This is a genomic window from Robinsoniella sp. (genome assembly GCF_034124845.1).
Genome location: NZ_JAWYAJ010000608.1, coordinates 1 through 6,753, shown reverse-complemented (window position 1 = coordinate 6,753; position 6,753 = coordinate 1). Strand labels below are relative to the sequence as shown.

6 protein-coding genes are annotated in these 6,753 nt (G+C 44.5%); 5 read left to right on the top strand and 1 reads right to left on the bottom strand.

Features of this window, described 5'->3' with window-relative positions; translation table 11 throughout:
• The 5 genes from ACH2DQ_RS29900 to ACH2DQ_RS29880 form a co-directional block, all read left to right on the top strand.
• Positions 1–309: hypothetical protein (locus ACH2DQ_RS29900; protein WP_395028891.1), on the top strand; the 309-nt coding region annotated here is incomplete at its 5' end.
• A 15-nt stretch (positions 310–324) separates the two neighbouring features.
• Positions 325–495: a hypothetical protein gene (locus ACH2DQ_RS29895; protein WP_394915130.1), complete on the top strand. Its 171-nt coding sequence runs from the start codon at positions 325–327 to the stop codon at positions 493–495.
• A 111-nt stretch (positions 496–606) separates the two neighbouring features.
• Positions 607–1,776 carry an iron-containing alcohol dehydrogenase gene (locus ACH2DQ_RS29890; protein WP_394915131.1) on the top strand — a complete coding sequence of 390 codons (1,170 nt, stop codon included), beginning with the start codon at positions 607–609 and terminating at the stop codon, positions 1,774–1,776.
• A gap of 39 nt (positions 1,777–1,815) precedes the next feature.
• On the top strand, positions 1,816–3,180 hold the full coding sequence (locus ACH2DQ_RS29885) for an MFS transporter (protein WP_394915132.1): 1,365 nt from the start codon (positions 1,816–1,818) through the stop codon (positions 3,178–3,180).
• Positions 3,181–3,474: 294 nt separating this feature from the next.
• On the top strand, positions 3,475–6,126 hold the full coding sequence (locus tag ACH2DQ_RS29880) for a calcium-translocating P-type ATPase, PMCA-type (RefSeq protein WP_395028887.1): 2,652 nt from the start codon (positions 3,475–3,477) through the stop codon (positions 6,124–6,126).
• Positions 6,127–6,180: 54 nt separating this feature from the next.
• Here the strand turns inward: ACH2DQ_RS29880 and ACH2DQ_RS29875 are convergent.
• The coding region (locus tag ACH2DQ_RS29875; RefSeq protein ID WP_395028885.1) for a superoxide dismutase at positions 6,181–6,753 on the bottom strand (573 nt) is incomplete at its 5' end.

Here is a 6,753-nt window from a genome sequence, read left to right as displayed (position 1 = left end):
ATCTTGAGATTTGCAGAGTACTTCCAGGACTACCCAAAGGGACATATCTGTATGCTGGTTGAGCAGGATGATATCTTTGAACTGCGTAAAGCCCTCCCCAATGTCTGTGTGATCGGAGGAATGAAAGCGAGTCTTTTGGGCAGCGGAACGAAACAGCAGTGTCTGGATTATGCGAAACGTCTGTGCGATGAGCTGGGAAGTGAAGGCGGCTTTATTATGAGCCAGGATAAGATGATGTCCTACCGCAAAGATGCAGATCCCGAAAATCTTTTGGCTGTTTGCGATTTTGTCCGCGAATACCGCCCGTGATGAGGAGGAAAAGAGATGGCAACGGAAAATGAAAACAAAAATGGAAGCAGAAATGAAAATATAAATTATACCACTTATCCTGAAGGCTTTAATGAACTGTTAAAGCATCTGGACTTTCTGCCGGATGATGAACAAACCAGGCGCAGATTCATGATGGGGCTGCTGGATAACCTGGGCAGGCGTTAACGTTTGAAACCAGTGCGTGCCATCCGGGAGGCAACTGGTTCCGGCACGCGTACAAACGCAGGTGTGCGTCTGAAACAGTCATAAGAGCAGGAACGGGAAGGAGGAATTCTCATGATAAATTACGTTTACCACAACCCGGGTAAAATAATATTCGGGAAAGATTGCGAACTGGAGATCGGAAAAGAAATCGCAGGATATGCAAAGCGGGTTCTCATTGTATTGGGCGGGCCGTTTATAAAGGAAAATGGCCTGTATGACCGTGTTGCATCATCCCTGTCGGAGAACGGAATCACTTATTTCGATCTGGAAAACATCGTTCCAAATCCCAGGCTGAAGCAGGTTATCGAAGGGATTGACCTGTGCAGGGAGCATGATATTGGTTTTGTGCTGGCAATTGGAGGGGGGTCTGCAATTGATACGGCAAAAAGTATAGCAGCAGGAGTAAAATGCGACGGCGATATCTGGGAGTATTTTGGGACATTTACCAGGTTTATCACGGATGCCCTGCCCTGCGGTGTTTTATTAACCCTGCCTGCAACGGGGTCTGAATCATCTAACTGCGCAGTGTTGACAAATGAAGAAACCGGATTGAAGCGCAGTTTGTTTTCAGATTGCATCATTCCCAGGTTCGCCATGCTGAATCCGGAAATGAGCTATTCCCTTCCGCCCTATCAGACTGCCTGTGGAACGGTGGACATACTTGCACATCTGATGGAGGCATATTTTACAAATACCCCAAACGTGGATTTAACAGACCGGCTTTTAGAAGCAGCCATGAAAACAGTAATCCATTACGGGCCTCTGGCACTGGAATATCCGGATCATTATGACATAAGGGCTGAACTTTACCAGGCGGCTAATATTACCAATAACGGTATGCTTATGGCGGGACGCCTGGGAGACTGGGGCAGCCATAACATCGAGCATGAAATCAGCGGTATCTATGATATTGCCCACGGTGCAGGACTTGCCATCGTATTCCCCGCATGGATGAAATATGTCTGGAAAAGAGATCCGGATCGGTTTGTACAGTTTGCACAGCGAGTTTTTGACGTAGAGTATGCCGCTGCTGAAAAAGAGTGGACCATAAAAAGAGGGATTCAAAAGTTAGAAGAATTTTATAGGGAAATGAAGCTGCCGCTTCGTTTAAGCGAGGCGGGCATTGGTGATGAGAAGCTGCGCATCATGGCGGAGAAAGCAATGATCGGAACTACCGCAGTAGGAATGGCATTTCCTTTACAGGAAGAGGATATTTACCAGATTTTAAAATTGGCTTTGTAGAACGAGTACGTTCTGTAGTATTGAGAGGAGGATCTCAAGATGAGTAATGAAAAACGATTACCCGAATTGACCGTCAGCGCATTTGCCGTTGGTACTCTGACCGCCAGTCTGTATTATAGCCTGGTAAACAGTTATTTTAATTTTTATGTGACAGATATTGCCCTGGTTCCAACGGATGTATTCGGAACCGCCAGCTTTGTTGTGCGTCTTCTGTTTGTAATTATTGTACCGCTTCTGGGAGCGATGGTTCAAAACGGGCATTCCAGATTTGGTAAGTACCGGATGTGGATCTTTATCGGGGTTCCATTATCCCTTGTATTTACAATATTGTCCTTTACTAAATTTACCGGTTCCGGTGTGTTCCTCGCCGTATTTTATTCACTGGCGTATACGATTTCTTCAGGAGCAAGCAGTTTGTGCGGCAATGCCCAGATGTCCCTGATGAATGTTATTAGTAAGGATCCTTCCCAGCAGAGAAGACTGTCAACACGCCGGTCCCAGTATCAGGATATTGCGAAGATTTTGTTTTCGGCTACATTTTTGCCCCTGGTATTGTTTATTGGTGGAGAAAATCAGGCAAAGGGATACCAGTATACCGCAATTTTAATCGCGATACTGGCAGCGCTGGGATATCTTGCAACGGCATGGTCGGGTAAAAAATACGATATCTATGATGTAAAAGGGAAAGTACCCGATGAAATTAAAAAATCAAAAATGTCTGCAAAACAAATGCTGGATTGTGTAATTAAGAATCCGCCGTTGATTTGTATGCTTATATCAGAGACATTAAAATTTACGGCATTTATGATTTTCATCTCTACATTTGCTTACTATTACCAGTACATATTAAATGATTTCAGCGCGATTACCGTAACCATGACGATTGCTTCCGTGGTAGCGCTCGGCTCCAGCCTCATTGCTCCAATTATTATTAAAAAAGCAGGCTCCAAAAATGCAGGAATCCTGGCACTGGCATTTTATGTGGTAGGTGCCCTGCTGCCCCGCTTTATGCCCCCAAGCGTTATGATGTTTGGAGTTGGCTTTGTACTGATTTATTTCGGTATGTCTTTAAATGCATGTGCAGGCCCGATTCAGTTTGTAAATTCATCCCTGTATTATCAGGCGAAAACCGGTCTGAATGCAACCGGATTTATTATGTCGCTGTATGTATTCCCGATTCAGCTTGGTATTGCTATATCAAGCGGTATGATCAACTGGCTCCTGTCCAGTATGGGATACGTTGCCGGCGCAGAACTGGTAGGATCACAGCTTGTGAGCCTGCAGAATATTATTCTGCTGATTCCGGGACTTATGCTGCTGGCTGCGGCAATTCTGGTAATTGCTTATCCATTATCGGAGAAGAAGATGGCAGAAATCCATAGTAAGCTGGGCAATAATATGTAATACTCAAACAGGATATTCTCCAGGGAGCGGCATATTATGTCCTTTACAAAAAGTAATTGACATCCCACAGTCTTAATGATAGAATATCATCAATTGAAAACACCCGTGAGGGAGTAGTTGGCGTATCGCAAGGTACGTGTCAAGTCAACATACTGACCAATTGGTCTGGCTTGCCTTAAATAATGAGACTCATGTATAGGACTTATACTATACATGCGTCTTTTTTTGACCCAAGTATAGCTTAAGTGCTGTACCTGGGTCTTTTTGATTGCAAGACAAAAAGGAGGAAAAGATATGAAATATTATCTGGAGCCGAAAGACAAAGTGGTACAGTATTTTCAAAGTGATGTTCACAAAGGACTCACTTCCAAGCAGGTAGAAGAAAGCCGGAGAAAAAATGGTGCCAATATCCTGAAGAAAGAAAAACCGGTTTCTTTGGGACGGAGAATCTGGGATGCGGCAAAAGAACCAATGATTATCATGTTGATCCTGGCGGGATTCATTACGCTGGGAGTAAATGTCTCAAGAGCAATGACCGGAGGGGAAGCGGATTATCTGGAATGTATCGGCATTTTTGCCGCAATTTCGTTATCAGTAGTGATCACTGTGATTATGGAAGGGCGGAGTGCCAAGGCATTTGAGGAATTAAGCAAGATAACAGATGATACCATGGTGAAAGTTATCAGGAACGGGGAAGCTTCCATGGTCTGTCAAAAGGATATTGTGGCGGGCGATATTGTATGTCTGTCAACCGGAGACCGGATACCGGCAGATGGCCGTTTAATTGAGAGCAACTCTCTTCATGCAGATGAATCAGCGCTTACCGGAGAGAGTCTTCCGTCGGAAAAAGATGATTCGGTAATTCTAAAGGATGAAAAGACTCCCGTTGCGGAAAGAGTGAATATGGTTTATTCAGGCTGTTTCATTACCAGTGGTACGGGGAAAATGACAGTAACCGGAGTTGGCGGACAGACAGAGTTTGGTAAGATTGCTTCGGAACTTTCGGCAGAGGATAAAACAAGTACACCCCTGCAGGAAAAATTAGCTGCACTGGGGAAAAAGATTACGATTGTGGGTGCCGCAGCCGCGGCGGTGGTATTTTTGCTCCAGGTATTCTTATTTACCTTCAACGGGATGGCAACCTGGGAGACCATTTCTGAAGCATTTATTACCAGCATCGTTTTGATTGTAGCAGCAGTGCCGGAAGGGCTTCCCACCATTGTGGCGGTGTCTCTTTCCATTAACATTATTAAAATGTCCAAACAGAATGCCTTGGTGAAAAAAATGATTGCCTGCGAAACAGTGGGCTGTATCAATGTGATCTGTTCGGATAAGACCGGGACGCTGACTGAGAACCGCATGACGGTTACCAAGGTCTGTCAGGATAGGGATATGGTTTATCCCGATCAGGTCAGGGATGTTCATCTGATCCGCAATTTCTGTCTGAACAGTACGGCTGATATCAGGTGTGGAGAAGGTGAAAATCATTTTATCGGAAACCCTACCGAGTGTGCGCTGCTGGTTGCCGCAAATAAGGTAATCGGTAATTACAGAGATATACGAAATAGTTTCCGAATTGCATATGTATTTCCTTTTTCCTCCGAAACGAAGAACATGACAACGATCCAGCTGGATGCCGGGGGGTATCATATTTATTCTAAGGGAAGCCCGGAAAAAATTCTGGATATGTGCACGCTTACAAAGTGGGAAAAAGAAAGAGCACAGGAAATGATGTATGAGTATGAGAGCAAAGCTTTTCGTGTCATTGCTTTTGCCCACAGAGCGTACACAGAGCAGATTACAGATTTCGAACAGGAGCGTCAGAAGCTGGAAGAGGGGATGCATTTCGACGGCTTTTGTGCTATTACGGACCCACTGAGAAAAGATGTCTGTACAGCCGTAGACAAATGCCGCAAAGCGGGAATCGATGTAAAAATGCTGACCGGAGATAACATTATCACGGCATCTGCCATTGCCAGGGAACTGCAGCTGCTGGACGATGACCACATTGCAGTGGAAGCCAAGGTCATAGAGAGCATGAGTGAAGAACAGCTGGCAGAGACGCTGCCCAGAATACGGGTAATAGCCAGAAGTACTCCAACAGTTAAAATGCGCGTGGTAAAAGCCCTGAAAGCCAGAGGGGATGTAGTAGCCGTAACCGGTGATGGAATTAATGATGCGCCTGCGATTAAGAATGCAGATGTTGGAATTGCCATGGGCATATCAGGAACGGAAGTATCCAAAGAAGCAAGCGATATTGTACTGCTGGATGACAGTTTTTCCACGATTGTGAAAGCGGTTCAGTGGGGGCGGGGAATTTATGAGAATTTCCAGCGCTTTATCCAGTTTCAGCTTACGGTTAATTTATCCAGCGTTATTGTTGTTCTGGCTTCTATTATAGCTGGATTTGCCGCTCCGTTTTCTGCTCTTCAGCTGCTGTGGATCAATATTATCATGGATGGACCGCCTGCACTTACACTGGGATTGGAACCCATACGCGGTGATTTAATGAAGCAACGGCCAACCAGGAGAAATACCAGCATTGTTTCCAAAAGCATGCTGTCAAGAATTGTCATTAACGGGTTGTATATCTCCATTGTGTTTATGGGGCAGCACTGGTTTAACTTTCTGGGAGGTGCGCAAAGAGAACTGCCCACCATTTTGTTTACGCTGTTTGTGGTCTTTCAGTTATTCAATGCTTTCAACAGCCGGGAGCTTTCCGATACCAGTATTTTCTGTAATCTTGCATCCAACAGGCTGATGCTTGGTGTTTTTGCACTTACTTTTGCACTGCAGGTAATCATTACCCAGTTTGGAGGGGCTTTCTTTGGAACGGTACCATTAAGTTTTCTGATGTGGTGTAAAATTATTGCAGCTGGGTTTAGCGTACTATTGGTGTCTGAAATTGTGAAATTGATAAAAAGAGCAATCTTGAATAGAAGATAGAACGAAGTTGGGAGAATGGGGAATTTCAAATTCCTGCATTCTCCCATTTTTTAATTAAGTATAGCCATTAATAAATGCAAGATAATTCTGTGCTACGGTTTTCCAGTTAACAAGGTGGAACCAGTCTTTGATATAAGATGTACGGTTGTTAAAATGTTTTAAATAATAGGCATGTTCCCAGAGATCCAGGTTCAGCAGGGGATGCAGATGCATGGGCAGCGGTGTGTCCTGGTTGGCAGTAGTTATAATTTGAAGCGTTCCGTCACGATCTGCAACCAGCCAGGCATATCCGGATCCGAAGACGGACAAGGCGGCAGCTGAAAATTGGTCTTCAAAATTCTGAAAGTTTCCAAAAGTCTGGTCCAGATAAAATGCAAATGTACCCAAAGGCCTGTCAATGCTGGGGCTTGCCATGTTGTTAAAGTAAAATCGATGGTTATAGACACCCCCTGCATTGTTCAGAAGCGGTGTTCTGATATTTTCAGGAAGTGAAGGAGCATGGAGAATCAGCTGCTCCAAGGTCATATTCTGCAGCTGAGGCTGGGTTTTCAGAATATTATTTAAATTGTCTACATAAGTCTGTAAATGCCGGTCATGGTGAAGGTACATGGTTCTTTCGTCGATATA